At 73.2% G+C, this 24,174-nt stretch carries 25 protein-coding genes and 1 pseudogene; 16 read left to right on the top strand and 10 right to left on the bottom strand.

The window, feature by feature from the left end; genetic code table 11:
• Nucleotides 1-79: 79 nt before the first annotated feature.
• Complete coding sequence (gcl, locus tag ACF08D_RS02385) at nucleotides 80-1,855, bottom strand: glyoxylate carboligase (RefSeq protein WP_392221189.1); 1,776 nt, start codon at nucleotides 1,853-1,855, stop codon at nucleotides 80-82.
• A 207-nt stretch (nucleotides 1,856-2,062) separates the two neighbouring features.
• Between gcl and ACF08D_RS02380 the strand changes: the two genes are divergently transcribed.
• The gene (locus ACF08D_RS02380) at nucleotides 2,063-3,124 is read left to right on the top strand and encodes a hypothetical protein (protein WP_392220618.1); all 1,062 of its coding nucleotides are present in this window, start codon (nucleotides 2,063-2,065) and stop codon (nucleotides 3,122-3,124) included.
• An 80-nt stretch (nucleotides 3,125-3,204) separates the two neighbouring features.
• On the opposite strand, the gene ACF08D_RS02375 is transcribed toward ACF08D_RS02380, so the two are convergent.
• Nucleotides 3,205-4,824: an AMP-binding protein gene (locus tag ACF08D_RS02375; protein WP_392221188.1), complete on the bottom strand. Its 1,620-nt coding sequence runs from the start codon at nucleotides 4,822-4,824 to the stop codon at nucleotides 3,205-3,207.
• A 68-nt stretch (nucleotides 4,825-4,892) separates the two neighbouring features.
• Nucleotides 4,893-6,568, bottom strand: a pseudogene (locus ACF08D_RS02370) (AMP-binding protein).
• Between the two features lie 92 nt (nucleotides 6,569-6,660).
• Between ACF08D_RS02370 and ACF08D_RS02365 the strand changes: the two are divergent.
• Nucleotides 6,661-7,494, top strand: a complete 834-nt coding sequence (locus tag ACF08D_RS02365; RefSeq protein ID WP_392220617.1) for a response regulator transcription factor — start codon at nucleotides 6,661-6,663, stop codon at nucleotides 7,492-7,494.
• A gap of 253 nt (nucleotides 7,495-7,747) precedes the next feature.
• Nucleotides 7,748-8,395, top strand: coding sequence for a LysE family translocator (locus ACF08D_RS02360; protein ID WP_392220616.1), 648 nt, complete (start codon nucleotides 7,748-7,750; stop codon nucleotides 8,393-8,395).
• A 75-nt stretch (nucleotides 8,396-8,470) separates the two neighbouring features.
• On the opposite strand, the gene ACF08D_RS02355 is transcribed toward ACF08D_RS02360, so the two are convergent.
• Complete coding sequence (locus ACF08D_RS02355) at nucleotides 8,471-9,571, bottom strand: winged helix DNA-binding domain-containing protein (RefSeq protein WP_392220615.1); 1,101 nt, start codon at nucleotides 9,569-9,571, stop codon at nucleotides 8,471-8,473.
• Between the two features lie 112 nt (nucleotides 9,572-9,683).
• On the opposite strand from ACF08D_RS02355, the gene ACF08D_RS02350 reads away from it, so the two are divergent.
• Nucleotides 9,684-10,820 (top strand): magnesium and cobalt transport protein CorA, encoded by a 1,137-nt coding sequence (locus tag ACF08D_RS02350; RefSeq protein ID WP_392220614.1) that lies wholly within the window; start codon nucleotides 9,684-9,686, stop codon nucleotides 10,818-10,820.
• On the opposite strand, the gene ACF08D_RS02345 is transcribed toward ACF08D_RS02350, so the two are convergent.
• On the bottom strand, nucleotides 10,798-11,943 hold the full coding sequence (locus ACF08D_RS02345) for an NADAR domain-containing protein (protein WP_392220613.1): 1,146 nt from the start codon (nucleotides 11,941-11,943) through the stop codon (nucleotides 10,798-10,800). The two genes, ACF08D_RS02350 and ACF08D_RS02345, sit on opposite strands and share 23 nt — an antisense overlap.
• 187 nt (nucleotides 11,944-12,130) lie before the next feature.
• On the opposite strand from ACF08D_RS02345, the gene ACF08D_RS02340 reads away from it, so the two are divergent.
• Together ACF08D_RS02340 and ACF08D_RS02335 are read left to right on the top strand one after the other, a co-directional pair.
• Entirely contained in the window at nucleotides 12,131-12,745 is a 615-nt protein-coding gene (locus tag ACF08D_RS02340; RefSeq protein WP_392220612.1) for an RraA family protein, read from the top strand.
• 136 nt (nucleotides 12,746-12,881) lie between these two features.
• A complete protein-coding gene (locus ACF08D_RS02335) occupies nucleotides 12,882-13,403 on the top strand; it encodes an AAA family ATPase (protein ID WP_392220611.1) in 522 nt (173 codons plus the stop codon).
• Between the two features lie 16 nt (nucleotides 13,404-13,419).
• Here the strand turns inward: ACF08D_RS02335 and ACF08D_RS02330 are convergent, their stop codons facing one another.
• The gene (locus tag ACF08D_RS02330; RefSeq protein WP_392220610.1) at nucleotides 13,420-13,779 is read right to left on the bottom strand and encodes a hypothetical protein; all 360 of its coding nucleotides are present in this window, start codon (nucleotides 13,777-13,779) and stop codon (nucleotides 13,420-13,422) included.
• Nucleotides 13,780-13,905: 126 nt separating this feature from the next.
• Entirely contained in the window at nucleotides 13,906-14,433 is a 528-nt protein-coding gene (locus ACF08D_RS02325; protein WP_392220609.1) for a hypothetical protein, read from the bottom strand.
• Nucleotides 14,434-14,572: 139 nt separating this feature from the next.
• On the opposite strand from ACF08D_RS02325, the gene ACF08D_RS02320 reads away from it, so the two are divergent.
• Nucleotides 14,573-15,256 (top strand): TetR/AcrR family transcriptional regulator C-terminal domain-containing protein, encoded by a 684-nt coding sequence (locus ACF08D_RS02320; RefSeq protein ID WP_392220608.1) that lies wholly within the window; start codon nucleotides 14,573-14,575, stop codon nucleotides 15,254-15,256.
• 37 nt (nucleotides 15,257-15,293) lie between these two features.
• Here ACF08D_RS02320 and kdpF read toward each other — a convergent pair whose 3' ends face one another.
• Nucleotides 15,294-15,383 carry a K(+)-transporting ATPase subunit F gene (kdpF, locus tag ACF08D_RS02315; protein ID WP_392220607.1) on the bottom strand — a complete coding sequence of 30 codons (90 nt, stop codon included), beginning with the start codon at nucleotides 15,381-15,383 and terminating at the stop codon, nucleotides 15,294-15,296.
• A gap of 343 nt (nucleotides 15,384-15,726) precedes the next feature.
• On the opposite strand from kdpF, the gene ACF08D_RS02310 reads away from it, so the two are divergent.
• The 3 genes from ACF08D_RS02310 (at nucleotide 15,727) to ACF08D_RS02300 (ending at nucleotide 18,071) form a co-directional block, all read left to right on the top strand.
• A complete protein-coding gene (locus ACF08D_RS02310; protein ID WP_392220606.1) occupies nucleotides 15,727-16,398 on the top strand; it encodes a pyridoxal 5'-phosphate synthase in 672 nt (223 codons plus the stop codon).
• A gap of 102 nt (nucleotides 16,399-16,500) precedes the next feature.
• A complete protein-coding gene (locus ACF08D_RS02305) occupies nucleotides 16,501-17,316 on the top strand; it encodes a class I SAM-dependent methyltransferase (protein WP_392220605.1) in 816 nt (271 codons plus the stop codon).
• Between the two features lie 44 nt (nucleotides 17,317-17,360).
• Nucleotides 17,361-18,071 (top strand): M24 family metallopeptidase, encoded by a 711-nt coding sequence (locus ACF08D_RS02300; protein WP_392220604.1) that lies wholly within the window; start codon nucleotides 17,361-17,363, stop codon nucleotides 18,069-18,071.
• Nucleotides 18,072-18,183: 112 nt separating this feature from the next.
• On the opposite strand, the gene ACF08D_RS02295 is transcribed toward ACF08D_RS02300, so the two are convergent.
• Together ACF08D_RS02295 and ACF08D_RS02290 are read right to left on the bottom strand one after the other, a co-directional pair.
• A complete protein-coding gene (locus ACF08D_RS02295; RefSeq protein ID WP_392220603.1) occupies nucleotides 18,184-19,107 on the bottom strand; it encodes an aminoglycoside phosphotransferase family protein in 924 nt (307 codons plus the stop codon).
• Nucleotides 19,108-19,341: 234 nt separating this feature from the next.
• The gene (locus ACF08D_RS02290) at nucleotides 19,342-19,941 is read right to left on the bottom strand and encodes a pyridoxamine 5'-phosphate oxidase family protein (protein WP_392220602.1); all 600 of its coding nucleotides are present in this window, start codon (nucleotides 19,939-19,941) and stop codon (nucleotides 19,342-19,344) included.
• A gap of 127 nt (nucleotides 19,942-20,068) precedes the next feature.
• On the opposite strand from ACF08D_RS02290, the gene ACF08D_RS02285 reads away from it, so the two are divergent.
• The 6 genes from ACF08D_RS02285 to ACF08D_RS02260 all read left to right on the top strand — a co-directional run bounded on the left by ACF08D_RS02285 (nucleotide 20,069) and on the right by ACF08D_RS02260 (nucleotide 24,155).
• Nucleotides 20,069-20,464 carry a molybdopterin-binding protein gene (locus ACF08D_RS02285; protein WP_392220601.1) on the top strand — a complete coding sequence of 132 codons (396 nt, stop codon included), beginning with the start codon at nucleotides 20,069-20,071 and terminating at the stop codon, nucleotides 20,462-20,464.
• A 70-nt stretch (nucleotides 20,465-20,534) separates the two neighbouring features.
• The gene (locus ACF08D_RS02280) at nucleotides 20,535-20,849 is read left to right on the top strand and encodes a hypothetical protein (protein ID WP_392220600.1); all 315 of its coding nucleotides are present in this window, start codon (nucleotides 20,535-20,537) and stop codon (nucleotides 20,847-20,849) included.
• A 40-nt stretch (nucleotides 20,850-20,889) separates the two neighbouring features.
• On the top strand, nucleotides 20,890-21,582 hold the full coding sequence (locus tag ACF08D_RS02275; RefSeq protein WP_392220599.1) for a TetR/AcrR family transcriptional regulator: 693 nt from the start codon (nucleotides 20,890-20,892) through the stop codon (nucleotides 21,580-21,582).
• Nucleotides 21,583-21,628: 46 nt separating this feature from the next.
• On the top strand, nucleotides 21,629-22,816 hold the full coding sequence (locus tag ACF08D_RS02270; protein ID WP_392220598.1) for an MAB_1171c family putative transporter: 1,188 nt from the start codon (nucleotides 21,629-21,631) through the stop codon (nucleotides 22,814-22,816).
• A gap of 320 nt (nucleotides 22,817-23,136) precedes the next feature.
• On the top strand, nucleotides 23,137-23,595 hold the full coding sequence (locus tag ACF08D_RS02265) for a helix-turn-helix domain-containing protein (RefSeq protein ID WP_392220597.1): 459 nt from the start codon (nucleotides 23,137-23,139) through the stop codon (nucleotides 23,593-23,595).
• Nucleotides 23,592-24,155: a toxin gene (locus ACF08D_RS02260; RefSeq protein WP_392220596.1), complete on the top strand. Its 564-nt coding sequence runs from the start codon at nucleotides 23,592-23,594 to the stop codon at nucleotides 24,153-24,155. Before ACF08D_RS02265 ends, ACF08D_RS02260 begins: the two co-directional genes overlap by 4 nt.
• Nucleotides 24,156-24,174: the final 19 nt, after the last annotated feature.

Here is a 24,174-nt window from a genome sequence, read left to right as displayed (position 1 = left end):
TTCCTCGGACCGAGGAACGGACCGAGAAACGGACCGCAGAACGGACCGAGAAACGGACCGAAGAACGGACCCTCGAGCGTCAGACGAGCGGGCGGATCGCCGTCGGGGCGTGCCCCGGCTCGGTGGCGAGCTCCTCGAACTCGGTGACGTCGCTCATGTCGACCGTCTTGCTCATCGCGATGTTGGTGATGCGCTCCAGGATGGCCTCGACGACGACCGGGACCTGGTGCTCCACGGCCAGCTTCTTGGCCTGCTCCAGCGCCTCGCCCAGCTTGCTGGGGTCCTCGACCCGGATCGCCTTGACGCCCAGGCCCTCGGCGACCTTGACGTGGTCCACGCCGTAGACGCCGATCTCCGGGGTGTTGATGTTCTCGAACTCGAGGTTGACCTCGAAGTTGATGCCCAGGCCGCCCTGCGCCTGGCGGATGAGGCCCAGGTAGGCGTTGTTCACCAGGACGTGGACGTAGGGGACCTTGTGCTGGGCGGCGACCGCCAGCTCCTCGATCATGAACTGGAAGTCGTAGTCGCCGGAGAGGGCGACGACCGGGGTCTCCGGGTCCGCGGTGGCGGCACCGATGGCGGCCGGGATGGTCCAGCCGAGCGGGCCGGCCTGGCCGCAGTTGATCCAGTGGCGCGGCTTGTAGACGTGCAGGAACTGCGCGGCGGCGATCTGGGAGAGGCCGATGGTGGTGACGTACCGGGTCTCCGGGCCGAACGCCCTGTTCATCTCCTCGTACACGCGCTGCGGCTTCATCGGGATGTCGTCGAAGTGCGTACGGCGCTGGAGGGTGCCCTTGCGCTCCTGCGCGGAGGCGGCCCAGGCGGAGAAGTCGGGCAGCTTGCCCGCGGCCTTCAGGTCCCTGGCGACCTCGATGAAGAGCTCCAGCGCGACCTTGGCGTCGGAGGCGATGCCGTAGTCGGGCGCGAAGATCTTGCCGATCTGGGTCGGCTCGATGTCGACGTGGACGAACTTGCGGCCCTTGGTGTAGGCGTCCAGGTTGTAGCCGGTGTGGCGGTTGGCCCAGCGGTTGCCGATGCCGAGGACGACGTCCGACTCCAGGAAGGTCGCGTTGCCGTAGCGGTGCGCGGTCTGGACGCCGACCATGCCGGCGGCCAGCTCGTGGTCGTCCGGGATGGTGCCCCAGCCCATCAGGGTGGAGATGACCGGGATGTTGGTCAGCTCGGCGAACTCGACCAGCAGGTCGGAGGCGTCGGCGTTGATGATGCCGCCGCCGGCCACGATGAGCGGGCGCTCCGACTCCAGCAGGAAGCTCAGGGCCTTCTCGGCCTGGGCGCGGGTCGCGGCCGGCCTGTAGACCGGCAGCGGCTCGTAGGTGTCGGGGTCGAACTCGATCTCGGTGAGCTGGACGTCCATGGGCAGGTCGATGAGGACCGGGCCGGGACGGCCGGAGCGCATCAGGTGGAACGCCTGCTGGAAGACGCCGGGGACCTGCGCGGCCTCCAGCACGGTGGTCGCGGCCTTGGTGACCGGCTTGGCGATCGACGCGATGTCGACGGCCTGGAAGTCCTCCTTGTGGAGCTTCGAGACCGGGGCCTGGCCGGTGATGCACAGGATCGGGATCGAGTCCGCGATCGCGGAGTACAGGCCGGTGATCATGTCGGTGCCGGCCGGACCGGAGGTGCCGATGCAGACACCGATGTTGCCGGCTTTGGCGCGGGTGTAGCCCTCCGCCATGTGCGAGGCGCCCTCGACGTGGCGGGCGAGCGTGTGGTTGATCCCGCCGCCCTCCTTGAGGGCCTTGTAGAAGGGGTTGATCGCCGCGCCCGGCACACCGAACGCGTTGGTGACGCCTTCGCGCTTGAGGATCTCAACGGCCGCTCGGGCGGCGGTCATACGAGGCATGGGGTGCTCCTGCTTCGGCCGGCGGATTCGTGCTCTGTCGCGCCACCTGAGAGCTTCGATTCCGTAATGCGGAAGTAATGTTCTACTATACGGAAGCAATCTACGGTCTGGGAAGGACACAGTCAAGGGATGGCCCGACGCACTCCCCAACGGCCCGCCCGTGGTGGACGATGGACGACGGAACGAAGGGGGTCATACGTGGGAGAGAACGTCCCGGTCCGCTGCCCGGCCTGCCGCCGCACCCACGGCTACGCCCCGCCGGTCTATCCGTGTCCCTGCGGCGCCCCGGTCGTCCCCCCGCTGCACCGGGGCGCCCCCGCCGAGCCGGTCACCCACCGCACCTGGACCGACGAGTGGGTCACCGTGCGCTGCGGGGCCTGCGGGCGCCAGGACCAGTGGCCGCAGCCCGAACTGGGGTGCCCGTGCGGCACCGTGCTGCGCGTCCCGGTACGGCCGGTGACCACCGCCCCGCTGTCGGCGGGCCCGGCGGGCGTGCGCTCGGCGGACACGCGGGCGCCGGCCGGGTCGGGCGCTGAGCCGGGCGCCGAGGAGCGGGGATCTGAGGAGCGGGGCTCCGAGTACGCCGCCGAGCCCGGCGCCGAACACCCCGGTGACCAGGGCGGCGCCGAACAGCCCGGTACCGACCAGGGCGCCGGCGACCGGGGCGCCGGGGGCCGGGCCTCCGTGCCGCCCGGGTCCACGGCGGCCACCACAGGGATCTCCACGGCGCCGTCGCACATTCCGCTGCCGCGCACGGCAGCCGTACCGCGCCCGTCCTTCCGGCCGGTGACCATCCGCACCGCGCGCGACGCGGTCACCACCGCCGCCCGCTACCTCCGGTGGCTCGGCTTCCGCGACGTCGTCCAGCCCGAGGACCGCCCGGGAGCCGCCGAGCCGGGCGCGGGCACAGGGGCGGGCACCAGCATGGGCCCAGGCATGGGCATGGGCATGAGTACGGGCGCCGGCCCGGGACCGGGGGCGGCGCCCGGCGCGCTGCCCGGTGTCGACCTGCGCGGCCCCGGACTGGTCGCCCAGGTCGACCCGACCACCCGGCCCACGTCGCTGCGCGCCGTCGAGTGCCTGTGGCTGACCGGTCTCGCCGAGTCCGCGACGAGCGTGTCCTTCTCGCTGGCCGGTTACGAGGAGCGGGCGCGCGCCCGCGCGGACCGGCTGCGGGTCCCGCTGTTCGTCATGGACCTCACCGGGGTCCCCCAGCCCCTCAACGGTGCCGCCGACGAGCTGGTCGCCAGGGGCGCGTAGGCCGGGATCCGTGCGGGGCACGCGCCCCCGTGCGCGTCCGCCAATCCCCGTACGCCGCCGCCAACCCCCGTACGTAGCCGCTAACCCCCGTACGCCGCCCGCAGCTCCACCTTGCGGACCTTGCCGCTCACGGTCATCGGGAAGGAGTCGAGGATCTCGATCCGGCGCGGGATCTTGTAGTGCGCCAGCCGTTCGCGGCAGAACGCGGTGAGGTCGTCGAGCGTCGGCGGGTCGGCCGGGTCGCGCGGGATCACACAAGCGAGGATCTCCTCCCCGTACCGCTCGTCCGGCACCCCCACCACCTGTACGTCGGCGATCTTGGGGTGGGCGTACAGGAACTCCTCGATCTCGCGCGGGTAGACGTTCTCCCCGCCCCGGATGATCATGTCCTTGATACGGCCGACGATCTGTACGTACCCGTCCTCGCGCATCACCGCCAGGTCTCCGGTGTGCATCCAGCGGCCCGCGTCGATCGCCTCGGCGGTCTTCTCCGGCTCGTCCCAGTAGCCGAGCATCACGCCGTAGCCGCGGGTGCACAGCTCCCCCGCCTCGCCTCGTGGCACGGTGATCCCGGTGGCGGGGTCCACGATCTTGACCTCGACGTGCGGCAGGACGCGCCCGACCGTCTCCGTGCGGCGCTCCAGGTCGTCGTCGCGCCGGGTCTGGGTGGAGACGGGCGAGGTCTCGGTCATGCCGTAGCAGATCGACACCTCCGCCAGGTGCATCTCGGCGACGACCCGTTTCATCACCTCGACCGGGCAGGGCGATCCGGCCATGATTCCGGTGCGCAGCGAGGAGAGGTCGTACGAGGCGAAGTCCGGGAGGTTCAGCTCCGCGATGAACATCGTCGGCACGCCGTACAGCGAGGTGCACCGCTCCCGCTCGACGGCCCGCAGGGTGGCGGCGGGCTCGAAGGAGGGCGCCGGGATCACCATGGCGGCGCCGTGGCTGGTGGCGGCGAGATTGCCCATGACCATGCCGAAGCAGTGGTAGAAGGGCACCGGCAGGCAGATCCGGTCCTGCTCGGTGTAGCCGAGGGTCTCTCCCACGAAGTACCCGTTGTTGAGGATGTTGTGGTGGGTGAGGGTGGCGCCCTTGGGGAAGCCGGTGGTGCCGGAGGTGTACTGGATGTTGACGGGGTCGTCGCAGGACAGCTCCGCCTCGCGGGCGGCCAGCGCCTCCGCGGGGGCGGCCCCGGCGGTCAGCTCGTCCCAGGTCGGGTCGCCGATGTAGTGCACGGCCCGCAGGCGGGGGCAGTCGGCGCGGACCTGGTCCACCAGGGCCCGGTAGTCGCTGGTCTTGTGGGCGAGCGAGGCGATCAGCAGCGAGACGCCCGCCTGGTCGAGGACGTACCGCAGTTCGTGGGCCCGATAGGCGGGGTTGATGTTCACCAGGACGGCGCCGGCGCGGGCCGTGGCGTACTGGGTGAGCACCCACTCAGGGCAGTTCACCGCCCAGATCCCGACCCGGTCGCCCTTGCCGACGCCCGCCGCGAGCAGCCCGAGCGCCAGTTGCTCCACGGCGGTGCCGAACTCGGCGTAGGTCCAGCGCCGCCCCGAGGGGACGTCGACGAGCGCGTCCCGCCCGGGGAAGCGCGCCACGGTCCGGGCCAGGTTTGCACCGACGGTGTCGCCGAGCAGGGCGGTGGAGCCGGTGCCGTGCGCGTACGAAAGGCCGTACGGCTCGGGACCGCCGGGCACGGACGAGGGGCTGCCGGACGAGGGGCCGCCGGGCACGGACGAGGGCGCGGGGCTGCCGGACGAGGGGCTCATGCGAGGTCTCCTTCGGTGTACTCGGCGGTCGATCCGGCGGCGGTGCGTTCCCGCAGCTCGACGCGGCGGATCTTGCCCGACACGGTCTTGGGCAGGTCGGCGAACTCGATGCGCCGGATCCGCTGGTACGGCGCGAGGACGGCGCGCGCGTGCGCGAACAGGACCTTCGCCGTGTCCGGGCCCGGCTCCCAGCCCTCGGCGAGGACGACGTACGCCTTGGGCACGGCGAGCCGGACCGGGTCGGGGGCCGGACGACCGCCGCCTCCGCCACCGCCTCGTGCTCCAGCAGCGCGCTCTCCAGCTCGAAGGGCGAGATCTTGTAGTCGGACGCCTTGAACACGTCGTCGGACCGGCCCACATAGGTCACATGACCGTCGGCGCCCCGGGTGCCGATGTCGCCGGTGCGGTAGTAGCCGCCGGCCATCGCCTCGGCGGTACGGGCCGGGTCGCCGTGGTAGCCGGTCATCACGCCCACCGGGGCGTCCGACAGGTCGACGGCGATCTCGCCCTCCCCGGCGCCCGGTTCGCCGGTCACGGGGTCGAGCAGCTCGATGCGGAAGCCGGGGCTCGGGCGGCCCATGGAGCCCGGCCGCAGCGGCTGGCCGGGGCTGTTGGAGACCTGGACGGCGGTCTCCGTCTGCCCGAAGCCGTCCCGGACGGTGACGCCCCACGCGCGCCGGACGGTCTCGATGACCTCGGGGTTCAGCGGCTCGCCCGCGGCCACCACCTCGCGCGGCGGGGTGCGCAGCGCGGACAGGTCGGCCTGGATGAGCATGCGCCACACGGTGGGCGGGGCGCAGAAGCTGGTGACGCCGTGCCGGTCCATCTCGGCCATCAGACGGGCGGCGTCGAAGCGCGTGTAGTTGTGGATGAAGACGGTCGCCTCGGCGTTCCAGGGCGCGAAGAGGTTGGACCAGGCGTGCTTGGCCCAGCCGGGCGAGGAGATGTTGAGGTGGACGTCGCCGGGGCGCAGGCCGATCCAGTACATCGTCGCCAAGTGGCCGACGGGGTACGAGACATGGGAGTGCTCGACGAGTTTGGGGCGCGCGGTGGTGCCCGAGGTGAAGTACAGCATCAGGGGGTCGTCGGCGTGGGTCGGGCCGTCGGGCTCGAAGGGCACGCAGGCCGCGTCGGCGTCCTCGTACGCGATCCAGTGCGGCACGCGCGCGCCGACCGCGATACGGGTGTAGTCGCCGGGCACGCCGTCGAACTTGCCGGTGTCCCCGGCGCGTACGATCACATGCCGCGCCCCGCCGCGCGCGACGCGGTCCGCCAGGTCGGCCGGGCCGAGCAGCGGTGTCGCGGGGATGACCACGGCCCGCAGCTTCATCGCCGCGAGGGCGGTCTCCCACAGCTCGGTCTGGTTGCCGAGCATGACGACGATCCGGTCGCCCGGCCGCACCCCGAGGCCGCGCAGCCAGGTGGCGACCCGGTCGGAGCGGGTGCGCATCGCGGCGAAGCTCACCCGCTGCTCGGTGCCGTCCTCCTCAACGATGTGCAGCGCGGTCGCGTCGTTGCCCTCGGCGATGACGTCGAACCAATCGAGCGCCCAGTTGAACCGGCGGGGGCGGGGCCAGGTGAAGCCCGCGTACGCCGCCTCGTAGTCCTCCCGGTGCCGCAGCAGGAAGTCCCGGGCCTCCCGGAACTCGCGCGTCGCGCCGCTCGCCGCCATACGTCCTCCTCGTTGCGGGACCCGTCACCGTCATCGTGTAATCGGTGACCCAGGTCTCACTACCCCCGAACGGGGGTGAAGGAGCGGTGCACGTGCCCGAGCACGCGGAAGGTGTGGAGATGCGCGCGGCGCTGCTGCGGCTGCGCAGGAGCGGGGGGCTGCCGATCGTCTTCGGGGGCCTGCTGCACGACGGCCGGCGCATGCGGATCGCCGAACTGAGCGGGGCCCGGTCCGCCGCGCTGAGCGGGCTGGCGATCGGGACGGGCAGCGGCCTGGGCGGCCGGGCGATCGCGCTGGCCCGGCCGTGCGCGGTCACCGACTACCCGGAGGCCCGCCACATCAGCCATGAGTACGACGGTCCGGTGGCGGCGGAGGGCCTGCGGTCGGTGCTCGCGGTGCCGGTGGTGGTGCGCCGGCGGGTACGGGGAGTGCTGTACGGCGCGTTGCGCGAGCCGTTGCCGCTGGGCGACCGGGTGTTCGACGCGGCGGTGGCGGCGGCCCGGGACGTGGAGCAGGCGCTGGCGGTTCGCGACGAGGCGCACCGGCTCACCGCGGTGGCGGACGATCAGGTCTCCTGCGAGGCGGTACGGGAGACCGTGCGGGAGGCGCACGGCGAGCTGCGGGCCCTGGCGGCGCGCGTCGCCGACCCGGGGGTGCGCGCGGAGCTGCTCGCGGTGTGCGCCCGGCTGGCGGAGGCGCGGGGCGAGCGGAACGGTCCGGCCCCGGTGCGGACGGTGCTCGCGCCGCGCGAGGTGGACGTGCTGGCGGCGGTGGCGGCCGGCGCGACCAACGCGGCGGCGGCCGAGCGGCTGGGCCTGCGGCCCGAGACGGTGAAGGGCTACCTGCGGTCGGCGATGCGGAAGCTGGGCGCGCACTCGCGGCTGGAAGCGGTCCTGGCGGCGCGCCGGGCGGGTCTGCTGCGGTGAGGCGCCCGGGGGCTGCGTGTGGCGCGGCCCCGGGGGGCTCGCCTCGGGCGGGGCGGCGGGGTTGTTGCGGTGAGGCCCCGGGGCCTCGCCTCGGGCGGGGCGGCCGGGCGGCGTGCGGCGTGGTGAGGCCCCGGGGCCTCGCCTCGGGCGGGGCGGCGGGGTGACCGCAGCGCGGTGAGGCCCCGGAGGCTCCGGTGGCGCGGCCCTCGGGCGGACCCGGCGGGGCGGCCGCGGCCCGGCGTAGGGTGTCGCCATGGTGTCGGCGGACCGTGTCCTGGCCTTCGCGGCGATGTCCCTGCTCGTGATCGTGATCCCGGGCCCCAGCGTGCTGTTCGTGATCGGCCGCGCCCTCGCGCACGGCCGCCGTACGGCGATGGCGACCGTGTTCGGCAACGTCCTCGGCTCGTACGTCCTGGTCGTGGCCGTGGCGCTGGGCGTAGGGACGGTGGTGGAGCGGTCGGTGGCCGTCTTCACGGCGGTGAAGCTGGCCGGGGCGGCGTACCTGGTGTACCTGGGGGTGCAGGCGTTCCGGCACCGCAAGGAGATGCGGGCGGCGCTGCTGGCCGCGCCTCCCCCGGCCGCGTCGCGGGGCGACCTCCGCACGCTGCTGGACGGTGTCGTCGTGGGCGTGACCAACCCCAAGGGCATCGTCTTCTTCGCCGCGGTGCTCCCCCAGTTCGTGGACCACGGCGCCGGCGGGGTGGCGGTGCAGATGCTGCTGCTGGGCCTGGTGCCGATCTGCATCGGCCTGGTGACCGACACCCTGTGGGGCCTGGGCGCGGCGGCGGCCCGCGGCTGGTTCGCCCGCTCGGACCGCCGGCTGGCGATGGTGGGCGGCGCGGGCGGGTTCGCGATGATCGGCCTGGGAGTGACGGTGGCCGCGACGGGACGCGCGGACTGACGGAGCCCCTGGAATCGAGCCGGGCCGGGGCGGGTCCCGCGGGCCCGGGGCCTTGAATGGAGCCGGGCCGGGGCGTCAGAAGGTTCCGACCCGTACGTCGTGCGCCTTGCCCGGGAGCAGGCCGGCCAGGGTGCTCGCGGCCTCGGCCTCCAGCGCGGCGCGCCGGTCGCGGGTGAGCCGGCCGAACGGCGAGAGCGTCACGGTGGCCGCCGTCCGGGTCTCCTCCAGGTGCCAGACGCCGGCGAGGAAGCCGTCGACGAGGAAGGTGCGGTACGCCTGGTTGCCCTTCCAGGTGCGGTCCTTGTGCTCGGGCGGGACGACGCGGGTGCGGTCGGCGTGCGAGAGCAGCAGGTTGTCGAACTCGGGCAGCAGCCGGGGCGGCGCCGGAGTGCCGGGGTCGGGGCGGGGGGCGTCGGGCAGGTCGAAGAGTTCGGTGCCGTGCTCGTCCCGGAAGGTGAGCAGCCGGGGCCGGAGCCGTTCGAAGACCTCGCGCTGCCGGGTCAGCCCGGACCAGGTCTGCATGTCCTTGACGGAGGCGGGCCCGAAGGCGCCGAGGTAGCGGAGGACCGTCTCGTCGGGCGACGCGGGCCCGGCGGACCTGCCGAGCCAGGTCTCGGCGGTGGTGAGGGCCACCTGGCCGCCGCGCCCCCACAGGCCCCGGGGCGTGACCTGGACCAGGGGCAGCAGGCACCGGGCGGCGACGGAGAGGGCGAGCGGGTCGGCGCCGGGCCACTCGCCGAGCAGGGCCTCGCGGATCTCCTTGGGGGTGCGGGGCGCCTCCTCGACCAGGTCGCGGGCGAGCGCGGCGAGCCGTTCCAGGTCGACGCCGTCCAGGCCCTTGCGGAAGACCGTGATCTCCCGGTCGCGGGCCGCTTGGACGAGCGGGCGCAGGGAGAGGACGTCGTCGGCGGTGTGGGTGTGGATGGTGGAGCGCAGGGTGACGATCCGTGCGACCCGGCGGCTCTCCATCAGGCCGGACAGCTCCTCGGGCCGGAAATCCGCGAGGCGGGCGGCGAGGGCGTAGTAGGGCGGTTTGGTGTTCTGCGCCTGGAGCCCGACGAGGTGGGCGACGGCGTGTTCGGCCGCCATGGGGGTACGACGCAGCAGGAGCTGGCGTGCCAGGGTGGCGCGGTTGAGGGCGCGGGTGGAGAGCACGGGCTCGTTCCGGGAGGCCATGTCCGGCACGCTACGCGCCCTTGCGGACAGCTGCTGTCCTCCGAGCGTATCCGGTCCGGCCATGCCGGTGCATACCGGTGCGTATATGGTTCGACCGGGAGGTGACCCCCGTATGACCCTGCCCTCGAAGAGGCCCCACCGGCGCCGGCGCGCCGACGATCCCGCGACCGCGCCGCCGGGTCCCCCGGTGCCGCCCCCGCAGCCCGCACCGCCCGTGTCGCCGGACGGGGGCAGCGTGGTGCGGGCGACGCTGTACCGGGACGGCCGGAAGGTCTCCTCGCCGGGCACCCTCGCCGAGACGTTCCGCCTGCTGCGCGCCGAGCCGGACGGCATGGCGTGGATAGGGCTGCACCGCCCCTCGGAGGCGGAACTGCTCTCCCTTGCGGCCGAGTTCGACCTGCACGAGCTGGCCGTCGAGGACGCGATGGAGGCCCACCAGCGCCCCAAGCTGGAGCGGTACGGCGACACGCTCTTCGTCGTCCTGCGTGCCGCGCGCTATCTCGACGCGCAGGAGGAGGTGGACTTCGGCGAGCTGCACGTGTTCGTCGGCCCGGACTTCCTCATCACGGTCCGCCATGGAGCGGCGCCCGACCTGTCCGCCGTGCGCCGCCGGATGGAGGAGGCCCCCGAACTCCTCGCCCTGGGCCCGGAGGCGGTGCTGTACGCCATCCTGGACGCGGTCGTCGACGGCTACGCGCCGGTGGTGGAGGGGGTGCAGAACGACGTCGACGAGATCGAGACGGAGGTGTTCCGCGGCGACCCCGAGGTGTCCCGCCGGATCTACGAACTCTCCCGCGAAATGGTCGAGTTCCAGCGCGCCACCCGCCCGCTGGTCGGCATGCTGCACAACCTGATGGCCGGCTTCGCCAAGTACGGCACCGACGAGGAGCTCCAGCGCCACCTGCGGGACGTCGCGGACCACGTCACCCACACCAGCGAGCGCGTCGACGGCTTCCGGCAGGCCCTCACCGAGATCCTCACCGTCAACGCGACGCTCGTCACCCAGCAGCAGAACGCCGAGATGCGGGCGCTCGCGGAGGCGGGCTTCGAGCAGAACGAGGAGATCAAGAAGATCTCCTCGTGGGCCGCGATCCTGTTCGCACCCACCCTCGTGGGGACGATCTACGGCATGAACTTCGATCACATGCCGGAACTGCACTGGGTGTACGGCTACCCGTTCGCGGTGGTGCTGATGGCAGTGGTGTGCACGAGTCTGTACGTGGTGTTCAAGCGGAAGGACTGGCTGTAGGAAGGCCCCGCCCGATCTGTGCCCGGCCGGCGAGCAGTTCGGAGCGGACGAGTTCCAGGAGGCGGCCCATCCAGTTCCGGCCCTGGCCTCCGTTGTCACCCCAGTAGGCCGAGTCCGCGTCGTCGTAGAGCAGGGTCGCGTCACCCGTGGCCAGGAGGACCTCGGCGAGGTCGGCGTGCTGCGCATACTTGGCGCGCAGCAGGCGGGCCATGACTGCCGTGCGGGTCCGTTCCCAGCCCTCGCGGCGGGGTGCCTCGGCCGCGAGCATCTGGGCGTGGGCGCCGGTCTCCGCGGTGGCGACCGCGTTGCGCGCTTCCGGTTCGGCGACGGACTGGGCCCAGTAGGCGTGCGCCACCGACGGGTAGGTGACGTCGTCCAGGGCGATGGGTGCAGGATAGTCGTTGCGCAGGGCCCGCTTGTCGGGACGTTCGAGGGCGCGCTGCGGGTACGTGTCCGGCAGCTTCAGCGCGGGGGCGGAGGAGTGTTCCGCCCCGTCCGCCGGCACCCGTGAGGGCGCTTCGGCACGCCATCGGTCGCGCTCCTCGAAGTACGCGACGGCCGCGTCGTACTCCTCCGGTGACACGCTCTGGTCGGGCCGTCCGGGAAGGCGACCGCCCGGGCCCGCCACCAGGGCCTGCAGGGGCCGGTCCTTGCGGTCCATGTCGCCGAGGGCGTAGTGACGCACCGTCTCGGGGATGGCCAGATAGGCGGCCCTGGCCGCGGACCGGTTCTCCTCCGTCCGCTCGGCGAGGAACACGTCCACCGCCGCCAGGCAGCGGTCGGTCGAATCGGGGCGGCCGTTCAGCTCGTCGACGGTGTCGCGGACCTCGGCGAGCAGCAGCTCCGGGGTGAGCCAGGTCTGCGGCCCGTCGAAGGTCCACGAGGCCAGGCGGTGCGCGGACGCCATGCCGCCGTCGGGAAGGCTGGTGGCCACCCACCCGCTGCGGAGCTTCTTCTCGAACTCGTCGAGCGTGACGAGGTCCCAGCAGTCGATGAGACCGTCGGCGTAGATGAAGAGGTCGGTGAGGAAGTAGGAGCCGCCGTTGCAGATGAAGGCGTGGCGCCAGGTGCCGGGGACGCGGACGCCGTCCGCCGTGCGATGGGTGATCCGGTTGCCGATCATCCCGTGATGATGCCCGACGGGCCTGCCGGGGCGCATGCCGATATGTACGTCGCCGCAGCTCAGAGGCTCTGCGGCTTGGCCGTCGGGCGGGCCGGAGGTGCACGGTGGCGGGCGGCGGGCACGTGCCACCCCCTACGCTCGGGCGGTCGAGTGGAATGCGACGCGACGGAATGAGGAAGCGGAGATCATGAACGACGGATTCAAGGACGTTCCCACCACCACCCTCGCCGATCTGCTGGGCCGGGCCCAGGTGGTGGACGGCGGGGTGCGGCCGCTGTGGGGGGCGCCCCGGGTCGCGGGGCCGGCGTACACCGTGCGGTGCGTGCCCGGGGACAACCTGATGCTGCATGCCGCGATCTACCGGGCGGAGCCGGGCTCGGTGGTCGTGGTGGAGTCCGGTGACGTGGAGTACGCCCTGGCCGGGGGCAATGTGTGCGCGGTCGCCCAGCGGCGCGGGGTGGCGGCCTTCGTCCTGGACGGGGTCCTCCGGGACATCGGCGAGGTGCGGGAGGCCGGCTTCCCGGTCTACGGGCGCGGGGTCGTTCCCATTCCGGGGACGAAGGAGCGGATCGGCGCGCTGGGCGAGCCGGTGCGGGTCGGCGGCGTGCTGGTGCGTCCCGAGGACGAGGTGGTCGCCGACGAGGACGGGATCGTCGTCGTACCCGGCGGGCGGCGCGAGGAGGTGCTCGCGGCGGCTCGTACGAAGCTGGCCAAGGAGGAGGCGGAGTCCCTGGACGACTGGGAGGCGAACCACCGCGCCCGGATCGAGAAGGCGCTGACGGAGTACGGGTTCCCCGGCTGAGCCCGCTCGGTCCGGTCCCCGGCGGGGCCCGCTGGGCCGGTCGGATCCAGCGGACCCCGCCGCAGGACGGGCCTCAAGCAGCCCGGCCGCCATCCGCCGCTGGGCCTGTGCGCCGAGCGGCGCTAGCGTCGGCCGCATGATCGTATGGCTCAACGGCACCCACGGCGTGGGCAAGACGACGACCAGTGCACTGGTGCAGCGGCTGATCCCGGACTCACGGGTGTTCGACGCCGAGAAGGTCGGCGAGACGCTCATGGACATCTCGCCGGGGCTCCCCGCGACGGACAACTTCCAGCACTGGCCGCCCTGGCGGCCCCTCGTGGTCGAGACCGCCCGGCGCGTCCTGGACTACACCGGTGGGACCCTGGTGATGCCCATGACTGTCCTGGTCGAGCAGTACTGGCGCGAGATCACCTCGGGCCTCGCTCAGCATGCCGTGCCGGTCCGGCACTTCGTCCTCCACGCCGACCAGGAGACCCTCCGCGCGCGTATCGCGGGCGACACCGTCATCGGCCCCGACTCCCCGTTCCGGCTCCAGTACCTCGAACCGTACGCGGAGGCGGCCCGCACCTGGCTGCACAGCGAGGCCGAGGTCGTCGACACCACGCACCTCACCCCCGCCGAGACCGCCCAGCGGATTGTCGCGGCCACCCGCTGACCCGGGTGGCGGCGCCTCAGACCACCGCTCGGGCCATCGCCACGGTCAGGGCGATACCGGCCGCTGCGCCCACCACCAGAGCGGTGACGGTCGCCGCCCGGCCGACACCCTCCTCGTACGGGACGCTCGGCACGACCTTGTGCAGCACAGGCGCCACGACCGCGAGGAGGCCGAAGCCGGCGCCGAGGCGCCAGTACGTCTCGCCCGAGCACGAGGCAGCGAAGCGCCCTCCGCACCCACCCGGCTCCACGGAGAAGCCCGTGACGACCAGGAACAACGCACCGGCGTACACCGCGCCGAACAGCATCGTCACGCCGAAGTCGACACGCCGAGTTCTGCCGGAGCCGTTGCCGCCACCCGCCACGTCGTCCCCCACCCCGCGTGCGCTGAACCAAGAGCGCGGAGTCTACTGGGCCGGTGCCGGCGACCCGTCCGAGGGAACGGCCTACGCGGGGGGCGCCTCGGCCCCGGGGCGGGGGGCACCCCGGCTCGCGGGCGGGGTTCAGACGAGGGCGGCGGCGGTCAGGGCGAGGGCCGAGCCGGCGAAGACGACGGTGTGGCGGACGTTCTGGAGGGTGCGGGTCCAGGCGGGGAAGGCGCCCTCGGCGGCCGCGAGGAAGGCGGGGACGTCGATCCGGAGCAGCTCGGGGTCGCCCTTGCGCCGGAAGGCGGCCCGGACGGACGTCACCGCGCCGACCTGGCTCTGCAGGATCGCGATGTTGGCGAGGAAGGCGATCGAGGAGAAGACCCAGGTCAGGGTGGTTCCCCAGGGGCTCCCGGCCAGGTTGAGCGCGGCGGCGGTGAGGGAGGCGGCGGCGAAGGCGCCGGGCGCCCACCACTCGTGGCCCCTCGCGTCGAAGCGGAGGCGGTTCTCCTCCAGGACGGCGGGGCGGACGCCCTGGCGCTCCAGTTCGGCGACGGCCGCGGCCTTGGCGGCGGCGCCGAAGCGGTGGCGGAGGACGGGGATGCTGACGAAGGCGGCGGCGACGAGGATCTGGGCGGTCGCGGCGAGGGCAGTGAGGGTCTGCACGGGGAGGGCTCCTGTCGGTCCGAGCCACTTGCACTTAGTTCAAGTGGCGACACCGAGAACAGTAGGGGCCGACTTGAACTATGTGCAAGTGGTCTCTTGAACTTTGTGCAATGCGGCCGCGCCGCCCTATCGTGACCCCATGCCTCGCTCCACGCTGACCCGCGACCAGATCGTCACGACCGCCGTCGAACTCCTCGACGAGGAGGGCCTCGAAGGGCTGAACATGCGCGCGCTCGGGCAGCGCCTCAACTCGGCGGCCACGGCCGTCTACTGGCACGTCAAGAGCAAGGACAACCTCGTCACCCTGGCCGGCGACCGGGTCTGGGACGAGATCCGCCTCCCCGACCTCGACGCCGTCGACTGGCGTACGGCCGCCACCTCCATGGCCGGCGACCTGTACGCGATGTTCACCCGCCACCCCTGGCTGGTGCAGGCCCTCGCGAGCCACCTCTTCCACGGCGAGGCGAAGGCCCGCCACGACGACCACACCCTCGCCGTGTACGAGGCCGCCGGGTTCACCGAGCCGGAGGCGGACCGCGCGGCCGCCGCGGTCTTCACGTACGTACTCGGCAACGCCGCCGGCGCCGCCGCCACCACCGCCCTGACCCGCCGCATCGAGCGGGACGGCGGGGAGGCCCGGGCCGCCTTCGACGCCACGATGAAGGAAGCCGCCGAGGTGGCCGCCCGCTACCCCCGGCTGCGCTCCCGGATCGACGCCGCCACCGTCGGCGGGTACGCCGACGCACCCGAGGACACCTTCGGCTTCGGCCTCCAGTCCCTCCTCGACGGCCTGGCGGCCCGTCTGCCGCACACGGAGGGCTGACCGGGCCGGGCCCGGGTCACAAGCGGGTGGGACCCGGTCAGAACTTCTCCGGGCGGATCAGAGCGGCCACCAGGTAGCCGACGAGACTCAGGGCGACGAGAAGACCGACCACGTTCTCGATGCGCATGAACGACCAACTCCCGTGAAGGCGCCGGCCCCGGGGCCGGTGTGCGGATGTCCGGCTCCATCGAAGGGGGCGCGGAATGCCGGCGGCACCCGCCTTGACGGCGTCCTGTCGCCGTGGCGGTGCATGCTGATGCGTTTTTGACAGGTTGCCGGCGGAGCCGTGCGCCTGGCCGGGGCCCCGCTCCGGGCTCCGGCCGCACCCCGGAACCTTGTCGCTATCTCCAAGACCGCGGCCCCCCACACGACTTCAGTTGGCGCATCACCCAAGCATGTGCCAGGAGATTGTCGAATTTGGGTCGCAGATGCAGGATGGCTCCGAGGAGCGTCCCGTGGAGGAGGCGGCAGTGAGCGAGGCAGACCCCGGCAGGACCGTCGGCGGTTGGCTACGGGGCATCGAGGTTTTCGCCGGGCCACTGCCGGAGTTCCTCCCCGAGCGGGCGCCGGACGACCCGGTCCGCCTGTTCCTGTCCTGGCTGTCCGACGCGGTGTCGGACGGCCTTCGCGATCCGCACGCGATGACCCTGTCCACGGTGGACGAGGCCGGCGACCCGGACGCCCGGGTGCTGATCCTCAAGGGCGTCGGCGCCTCCGGCTGGCAGTTCGCCGGGCACGCGTCCAGCCCGAAGGGCCACCAGCTGGCCGTCCACCCCCGGGCCGCCCTCACCTTCTACTGGCCCGAGCACGGCCGGCAGGTCCGCCTACGCGGGCCCGTCACCCCCGGATCCGCGCAGGACAACGCCGACGACTTCCTCGCCCGGTCGGCCACCGCCCGCGCGGAGGCCCTGCTGGGCCGGCAGAGCCAGTACGTGACGGACACGGACGAGCGCGACCAGGCCCTGGAGAAGGCGCTGGCCCTGGTCGGGAAGGACCCCTCGCTCGTCGACCCCGCCTGGACGCTCTACACGCTGGCGCCCGCGGTGGTGGAGTTCTGGCAGGCGGCGGCGTCCCGCGCCCACACCCGTCTGCGCTACGAGCGGACCGCGCACGGCTGGGAGCGTTTCCGGCTCTGGTCCTGACGCCCCCCTCCACCCCTTCGTCCCCGCACGCCCGGCCGGCACAACCGTGGGCGTGCCGGGCTCTCATCCCCCTGTCCCTGCTCACAAGGCGAGGTAAGACCGATGACGACACCCACCCGGGACCGCGGCGCCGGCGACGTCGACGACGACGTCGACCGCGGCACGGTCGGCGCCGGCCGCTCCTCCCGCCGCCGCCCGGACGAACGCATCGCCCGGTTCGTCGCCCGCGCCCTGGGCGACGCGCGGACGGTGCTCAACGTGGGCGCCGGCTCCGGCTCGTACGAGAACGCGGCGCGCGCCGTGACCGCCGTCGAGCCCTCGGCGTCGGTACGGGCCCTGCGGCCGGCGCCGCTCGTACGCGCCGTCGACGCCAGCGACGCCAGCGACGCCGTCGACGCCGTCGCCGAGCATCTGCCCTTCGCGGACGGGGAGTTCGACGCGGCGATGACCCTGTTCAGCGTGCACCAGTGGTCCGACCCGTGGGCCGGGCTGCGGGAGATGCGGCGCGTCACCCGCGGACCCGTGGTCGTCCTCACCCGCGACCCCGCGCGCGTACGCGACTTCTGGCTGTACCGGTACGCGCCGGAGGTCCTCGACACCGAGGCGCGCCGCCACCCGGCCGTCGGGGAACTGGCCGCCGCCCTGGGGGGTGACTGCGGCGTGACGACCGTGCCGATCCCGCTGGACTGCACCGACGGCTTCGACGAGGCCTACTACGGGCGCCCGGAGATGCTCCTCGATCCCGCCGCCCGCCAGGCGTGCTCGGCGTGGAGCTTCGTCGACGACCGGGTCCGCGAGCACTTCGACCGGACCCTCCGCGCCGACCTGGAGTCCGGCGCCTGGGACGCGGAGTTCGGCCACCTGCGACGCCAACCGGCGTACGACGGTTCGCTCGTCGTCGTACGCGCGACCCCGTAGCACGAGCACGGCACGAGCACGGCACGCGAAGGAGAACGGACGCGATGACGACACCCGACCGGATGGACGAGCGGCTGCGGGCCCTGGGCCTGGTGGAGGCCCAGCGGTCGGCTCAGGCGGTGTTCGCCCAAGCTGCACGGCGCGGACTGGTCGCGGCAGGCCGCAGCGAGGACGAGGTGACCGACCGGATCGGGGACCTGGCGCGCGAGGTGCTCGGCACGCGCGCGCGGCGGCCGGGGCGGCTCGTGTACTCGGGCCCGCACACCGTGCTGCCGTGCGGTGGGGAACCGCCGCTGTCCGACCGGGTCATCGGCGCCGGCGACACCGTCGTGGTGCGCCTGGGCCCGCTGCTCGCCGGGTACGGGACCGACTTCGCCCGGACCCTGGTGCTCGGCGAGGACCCGGCGAAGCGGCGGCTGTGCGCGGACCTGCCGGAGATCTTCGCCGGGGCCCGCGAGGCGTTCCGCGCGGACGCGCGGATGACCGGCGGAGAGCTGTACGGCGAGGTGCGGGCGCTCGCCGCCAAGGCGGGCTGGGCCCTCGGCGGACGGCACGCCGGGCGGCTGGTGGGCGGGGCACCGGACGCGAACCCGGCCGGCGAGCCAGCGGATACGTACATCGGGCCGGACAACGACCGGCCGCTGCGCCGGACGACCGCGGACGGGTGGAAGGCCCACTGGCTGCTCCAGGTCCACCTGGTCGACGAGCACGCGGGCTTCGGCGGCTCGCACGTGGGGCTGCTCGACCCGGCGTGAGCCGACTCCGGCGCGGCCGGCTGGGCACCGCGCAGTCGGCCGCACCCGACCGTGCCCGCCGACCAGCCCTCCCCGGGCCGGGCCCGGCCGTGGCGATCCCCCGTACCCGGCCTCAGCGGTCGCGCAGCGCCTCCGCGAGCGCGACGGCGGACGGCGCGAGAGCGGTCTCGCCGTCGCCGATGTCCCACAGCGCGTTCTGCAGCAGCCGCCCGAGCGTCCAGCCCGCCGCGCGTCGGCGGTCCAGGCCGAGGGTCTCGGTGAGCAGGTCGAAGCGGCGACGCACCACGCGTACCGCCTCGCCCTTCGCCGCGAGGTCGTCCCACCCGCTGTCCAGGGCGGGCCAGAGGTCGAACCCCGGGTCCCCGGCGAGCGGTTCGGGATCGATGGCGAGCCACGGCTCACGCTCCGCGGCGAGGACGTTGCCGTAGTGCAGATCCCAGTGCAGGAGCCGGTCTCCGGGCTCACCGGCCAGCTCGGCCACCACCGACGCCCAGCCGCGCAGGAGTTGCCGGTCGGCGGGGTCGGCCAGCGCAGCGACCGCCTCGGGGACCTGCTCCAGCATCTCCGTCGCGATGTCGCCGAGGCGGCGCAGCCCCCGCGGCGCGGGAACACCCACGAGCCGGGCGTGGAGCGCGGCGAGGATGCCCATGGCGGTGTCGTCGTCCTCGACCGACGCCAGGGTGCGGCCGGCGTCCAGCCGCTCCAGGAGCATGGCGCTGCTCTCGGGGTCGTGGTCGAGCAGCCGGACCGTCCCGTCGCCGTTCCAGACGCGGAGCCCGATGAGTGCGGCGGTGGTCTCCTCCCTGGGCAGCTGCAGTTTCAGGGCCGCGCGCATGCCGTGCCGTCGCCGCACCGGCAGCACCAGGGAGGCTTCCCCCGCCCGGACGATGCCGTCCCGGGTCAGCTGCCAGCGGTCCAGCAGTTCCGCGGCGAGGGCCGGCAGCCCGGCGATCCAGGCCCTCCCTTCCTCGCCGAAGCCTCTGGCGTACGACTCCGCCAGGGACGGCGGGACTTCGACCGCTTCTGACGTACTCAAACCTTCTCTCCTCCACGGATGGGGGCCGTGTGCGAAACCCGCGGGGTCAAGTGAACCGGAGACGCTGGCCCGGTCGTGGTCCGTGAGGATCGCGCCGGGTCGGGCTCCGCTCAGAGTCCGCCCGCGCCCGGGGGTGTGTCCGCCCTTCCTGGCGCGTTCTTTGCGCGTCCCGCCCCTCCCCTGACGGCTCCTTGACGCGCGGCTCCGCACCCACCGCCGTGGCGCGGCGTGTCGTCAGGAGGCGTGGCCCGCCGGGGTGGGCGGGAGCGGCAGCGGCAGGCCGGGGAGGCCGTCGATGCTGGTGGCGATGTCGTCCTTGCGCGTGAAGTAGTCGCTGAGCGCCTCGTCGTCCTTGCGCCCGAAGTACTGGCCGTGCAGGTCCCGTTCCTCCTCGTACGCCATGAAGGGCACGGCGAACCCGCAGGTGTCGCGGACCAGTTCGGCGGTGACGACGATGATGGCGCGCAGGCCGTGGCCGGCCGGGTCGATGCCGGGGAACCGGGCCAGGAGTTCCGGGAAGCGCGGGTCGTCGCGGAAGACCGGCTCGCCCCGGCCGTGCACCCGGACGATGCTGGGCGGCCCCTGGAAGGCGCACCACATCACGGTGATCCGGCCGTTCTCACGCAGGTGGGCGATGGTCTCGGCGTTGCTGCCGGCGAAGTCCAGGTAGGCCACGGTGACGTCGTCCAGGACCACCAGGGAGCCCTTGAGGCCCTTGGGGGACAGGTTGACCGTTCCGTCGCCGGAGAGCGGTGCCGTGGCGGTGAAGAACACGGGCTGCTGCTCGATGAAGCCGCGCAGGCGGCCGTCTATGCGCTCAAAGGTCTTTCCCATGACTAACGATTATGGAGCTATATCCTTCGCTTGTCTAACAGTTCTGCACCCTGACCCAACGGATTCGGCGCGGGTGCGGCGCGGCCCGGATTGCGGTGGCGGGGGTGGCGGTTCTAGCGTGACGCGCATGCAGTCCTACACGATCGGCCAGGCGGCGCGGCTGCTCGGCGTGAGCCCGGACACCGCGCGGCGATGGGCGGACGCCGGGCGGGTGGCGACCCATCGCGACGAGGCCGGCCGCCGGCTCATCGACGGGAGGGACCTGGCCGCGTTCTCCGTCGAGCTGGCCGGCGGCGGCGCGGACGACGAGGACGCCTCGTACACCACGGCCCGCAACGCCTTTCCCGGGATCGTCACGGCGGTGAAGCTGGGCGACGTCGCGGCCCAGGTCGAGATCCAGGCCGGACCCCACCGGCTGGTGTCGCTGCTGACCCGGGAGGCCGTCGAGGAGCTGGGCCTGGAGGTGGGCATGCGGGCCACCGCCCGGGTCAAGTCCACCAGCGTGCACATCGACCGCGCCTGAGTACGGCCGTACGGGGTCTGAGTACGCCGCCCGATGCACGGCCCGCGGGCCGGCCGGTGCAATGGCGTCCATGAACTCCGACGCGTCCCCGCGCCGCCCCGCGCCCCACCGCCCGGTACTGCGCCACCCCGCCCTGCAGCGCCCCGCCCTGCGCCGGGCCGCCCGGACCGGCGCCGCCCTCGCGGGGGTGCTGCTGCCCCTGACCGCCGCCGTGCTGCTCGCCAAGGCGATGGCCGGCGACCCGCTCGCGCCGGTCAACACCCTGATGACCACCGGGAGTCAGCGGGTACGGGTCTCCCCCGCCGCCTGGCGCGGGTGCGGCAGGGGCGCGCTGTCCGCGGGCCGTGCGGCGCGGCGCCGCCGCGTCAGGACGCCGGTGGCTTGATCGCTCCGAACCGGAATGGCTCACCTGTACGGTTTGGGCCATGGACGTTTCCGGAACCCTCAAGACCTCCGCACGCCGGCTCCTGGTGGACGCGGGTGCCGCCGGACTGACCCTGGACACCGTCGCGCGGGACGCCGGCGTCGACCTCGCGGACGCGCGGGCCGTCTTCCCGCACCGCGACGACCTGCTGACCGCTCTGGTGATCGACGCCTACGACGCGTCGGGCGCCGCGATGGAGCGGGCCGACGAGGCGGCGAGGAACTCCGGTGCCACGGCGGGGGCGAGGCTCCTCGCGGTCACCAGGGCGCTGCGCGGGTGGTCGTTCGACAACCCCGGCGAGTTCACCCTGATCTACGGCTCGCCGGTCCCGGGCTACCACGCGCCGCAGGACACCGTCCCGCCCGCCTCGCGCACCCCCGCCGTGCTGGCCGGGATCGTGCGCTCGGCGCTGGAGGCGGGTGAACTGACCCCGCCGAAGCGGGCGGTGCCCGGTCCGCCGCTGCTCCTGCCGGAGGCGGTGGAGCTGTTCGGCGGTCAGCCCGGGGCACCCTTCTCGGACATCATCGAGCGCGGCATCGTGCTGTGGAGCAGTCTGGTCGGCCTCCTGGTGTTCCAGGTCTTCAGCCGCACCCATGACAGCGTCCGCGACGAGTCCGCCTTCTTCGACTACGCCATCGCCGTGGCGGCCGAGGGCATCGGCCTCGTCGTCCCCGCCGGCGAGACCACCGACTGAACCGTTCCGCCGCGTCGACGTGCGCGGCGCCGCAGGGAACCAGGCCGTGAACACCATCAGAACCCTCTGCTTCGTCATCGCGGCACTCTCGTCCTACGCCGCGCTCGTCTACCGGCTGTGCCAAGTGCGGCGCAGCTGGCGGGAGGACGCCTACCGCACCCTCGTCGCCACCCTGCTCCTCCAGTGCCTCACCTTCACCATGGGGGCCGTCGCCATGAGCGGCGACAGCTTCCTGGGCGTGGGCAACCTGGCCATCCTGATCATGCACGTGGCGGCGGTCGCCTTCTGTGTGAGCGCCCAGATCATCCTGCTGCGCTGGGCCACCACCGGCGAGGAGGCGGCCCGCAAGTCCCGCCGCTGGCTGATCACGGGCATCGCGCTCAACGTGCTGCTGATCGCGCTGTTCTTCGTCGCCGACGGCCCCTCCCGCCCGTCGTCGGACTTCGACACCGGCAGCGGACGGCCGCTGATCCTCACGTACCTCCTGCTGTTCATCGTCTCGCAGGCGGTTCCGTGCGTGACCATCTGGCGCCAGTGCGGGCCGTACGCGCGGATGACCGACAAGGCGTCGCTGCGCCAGGCGCTGCGGCTGATGTCGGTGGCGGCGGTGGTCCTCTTCCTCTACTGCACGGCCAGGACGGTCAACATCCTGACCGCCGCCGCGGGGGTGGACATCGGCGCCTGGAAGCTCGCGTCGAACCTCTTCAGCGCGGCCGGCATCGTGCTGCTCTCGCTGAGCCTGACCATGCCGTCCTGGGGCGCGTCGGTCACCGGGCTGCGGGACTGGGCGCGCGGCTACCGCTCCTACCGGGCGCTGTACCCGCTGTGGCGCGACCTGTACGAGTCCTCCCCGGACATCGTCCTGGAGCCGCCGGGCGCCGCGGTGTCCGACCTGGACTACCGGCTGCACCGCAGGGTCGTGGAGATACGCGACGGCTGGCGGGACCTGCGCCCCTACATCGACCGTACGACCGACGACTGCGCCCCGGGCGGCGGCGGTACGGACGGCGGCGGTACGGACGGCAGGGCCGCGGCCGGTGACGAGGACCGCCAGGCGTGCGCCGAGGCCGCGCAGCTCCGGCGTGCGCTGCTGGCCAAGCGGGCGGGCACGGTGCCCGCGCACAACAAGGACGACGGCGACTTCGAGGACCGCGACGCCGACGACTTCCACGCGGAGGTCGTCTGGCTGACCAAGGTCGCCTCCGCCTACCGCCGGCTGGGCCGCGCGGAATGAGCAGTGAGCGGGGTGAGCGGGCCCGTCCGGGCCGGTCCCCCCACCGGTCCGGGCGGGCCCGCCCGTACTCCCCCCTGCCGGTGCCGGGCGGGTGAGGCGCGCTCACCCGCCCGGCACCGGGCCGGCCCATCCCCCGAGGGCCGGTCCGGGCCGACGTCACCGGCACCCGACTCGGCCACCCCCGTGGGCCAAGTTAGCTGTCAGCTATCGGCGAGCTCCAACGTTGGCGGAGTCCGGCCCGATTGTCAACTGACCGCTAATCTGCGAAACTGACGATTAGCCAGGGGCTATGCCGAGGAGGTGAGGGAGGGAGCTTCACGATGTCCGAGACCGAGGACCGGCCGGGACCCGACGACCGGCCCGTACTGGCCGTGCGTCTGGACAACCTCTTCAGGACGGTGCGCCCCAAGGGCAGGCACTGGACCAACGCCGAGGTCGCCGAGGAGCTGAAGCGGGCCAGTCCCGACCTCCGGGTCGGCGGTGTGTACCTCTCCCAGCTGCGGAACGGCAAGCGCTCCAACCCCTCCCCCGACCTGCTCGCCGCCCTGGCGCGCTTCTTCGGTGTGTCCGTCGCCTACTTCTTCGACGACGAGGTCGCCGAGTCCGTGCTCAGCGAGATCGCCGCGATCGAGGCGCTGCGCCAGGCGGGCGTCCGCTCGGTGGCGATGCGGGCCGCCGGGATGAAGAAGGAGAACCTCCAGGCCATCACGGCCATCATGGACCAGTACCGGCAGATGCAGGGCCTGCCGCCCGTCACCGACCCCGCGGAGGCGGAGTGAGGTCCGGCCGTTCGGCGCGCGCGGCCGACCAGGAGCGCCGCAGCCGGCTCAAGAAGCTCCGCAAGGACGGCGCCCGGCGGCTCGCCGCGCTGAACCTGCCGCAGGCCGCCGACGTCGCCGAGCTGTGCCGGCACCTCAGCGAGATCCGGGGCCGCCCCATCACCCTGGTCCCGATGCGCATGCCCGCGTCGCACCCGTGCGGGATGTGGGTCGCCGCCCGCGACGAGGACCTGATCTTCTACGACGCCAACACCACCAGCGCGCATCAGGAGCACATCATCTTGCACGAGCTGGGACACATCATCTGCTGCCACCGCGGGGCGGGTTGGCTGGACGAGGCGAGCGCCCGCCTCCTCTTCCCCAACCTCGACCCCGACCTGGTGCGCGACATGCTCCTGCGCGCGACCTACGACGACGTCCAGGAGCAGGAGGCGGAGGTCATCGCCTACCTCCTCTCCCAGCGGGTGGGCGGTTCCGGCGAAGCACCCGCCGAGCCCGCGGGGAACGCGGAGAACGCCGAGAACGCGATGATCAGCCGGATAGAGCGCACTCTGATCTGACCGGCGACCGTGACCCCCG

It is taken from the genome of Streptomyces sp. NPDC015131 (assembly GCF_043079975.1).
GTDB lineage: Bacteria > Actinomycetota > Actinomycetes > Streptomycetales > Streptomycetaceae > Streptomyces.
Note: the sequence above shows the minus strand (reverse complement) of the source record. Positions and strands in the feature narration are given on the sequence as shown.